Origin of the sequence: Neptuniibacter sp. UBA6509 (assembly GCA_002435145.1) — a bacterium.
Taxonomy (GTDB): domain Bacteria; phylum Pseudomonadota; class Gammaproteobacteria; order Pseudomonadales; family Balneatricaceae; genus Neptuniibacter.
This window is the reverse complement of sequence record DJLT01000063.1, coordinates 29,668-31,224: the sequence shown is the minus strand read 5'-3', so window position 1 is coordinate 31,224 and position 1,557 is coordinate 29,668. Positions and strand designations below refer to the sequence as shown.

Annotated in this window: 1 protein-coding gene; it reads right to left on the bottom strand. The window is 39.1% G+C overall.

What is annotated here, in order from left to right:
* Nucleotides 1-452: 452 nt before the first annotated feature.
* The gene (locus B4K11_RS08110) at nt 453-1,469 is read right to left on the bottom strand and encodes an IS110 family transposase (protein ID WP_292959318.1); all 1,017 of its coding nucleotides are present in this window, start codon (nt 1,467-1,469) and stop codon (nt 453-455) included.
* Nucleotides 1,470-1,557 lie beyond the last annotated feature (88 nt).

Genomic DNA, 1,557 nt, shown 5'->3' with positions numbered 1-1,557 from the left:
CGGGGTCACCCATTAGAGGTCTCCGGTCAAGCAGTCGTAAGTGCTCCCTTGAATTTATAAATAATAAATCAAGTAGCACACTCTATCGCTAATTTATTCGGTCTAAGTATCACCTGAATTTACTCGATTGGTGTCATGTAATATGCACCAGTCACCCATCTGATTTTAGGTTAAGTAATCGACGTATTGATTAATCGATTACGACCCTTGGCATCTCGCCTCAGTAATTATTCAGTACCAACGTTAATCCAATTCTAAGCAGGTTATCTGCTTTTATAACAAGTCTTTGGCTTTACTCGAAAAAGTAATCCAACCCGTCATGGCTTTATTGTTGAGCATACTCACTACCTTAAAATTAGCGTGATTAAGATGATGTTTAATCAGGTCTAGTGGTTATGCCAACCCCATGTTTAACTCATCACCTTAAGCACTTCCCTAACCAACCAACCAAGTTAAGTGAAGGCTTTCTCTGCCTCAAACGGTACTTGATCGCGTAATACGTAAAAACAAGCTCTAGACAATTTATGTGCGACAGTTTTGATGGCGACTGTCTTATTCGTTTTGGCCAATTTTCGTTGGTAATAGTTTCTGACTGTGGTGTTGTAGCGTATTGCAAAATTAGCGGCTTCAACAAAAGCCCAAGCTAAGTACTTGTTACCATTCTTTGAATTTGTGGAGCCTTTCTTTTTACCATTGCTATAACGCGCGCCATTAACACAACGGCAATAAGAAGCGTAATTCCCTACCTTTTCAAAGCGCTTGATAGAGCCGGTTTCCAACATAATAGTAAGAGCTAAGACAGTGCCAATACCATCAATGCTCGTCAACTTTTGAAACTCCTGCCTTAGCTTAACCTGCTGGATAATAGCGCGTTCGATGAGCTTAACTTGCTCTGCCAAGCAATTCATTACAGCCAAATTTGTTTGTACTGCCATGACTGTATTTTCTGATTTGAAATCTTGCTCTATTCTAAGCGAAGTTAGTTTCTTGGTTTTATTGTTACTCAACTTATGGCTCAGGTGCCTCATATAAGCCCCTTGAATCGACAGTAAGTTCTTAGTTGACTGCTGAACTAACTGCATTCGCTTTCGCATTAAATCACGTACAGTTCGCTCTTCTTTAGGATAGATATATCCTGTTGGTAGAATATTGAGTCTTAGCATTTCTCCAAGCCAAGCTGCATCACTATTATCATCTGCATGTTTAAGCCCGGAGTATTGCTGGATTGCTGCTGTATTAGCTAAATAAACACAGTATTTATTCTCGATGAGCGCGTCGACAAGCCAATACCAGTTAAAGGTAGATTCAACAACAAGCCCAATTAATTGATCTTTGAAGGGAGCTAAAAAGCTCAATATTTTATCAAGATCATTAGGTAGCTTTTTACGTGAAACAATTACGCCCTCTTCATTACTAATAGCAAACACACTGTTATTTGAATGTAGGTCAATTCCACCATATAGTTTCATAGTGGTTTCCTCCTTTGAGTGATTAAAAGTGAGTTGTTAGAGTCTCAATTTTAGTGCTTGCTCAGAGGAGGCGACTATATGATTATCA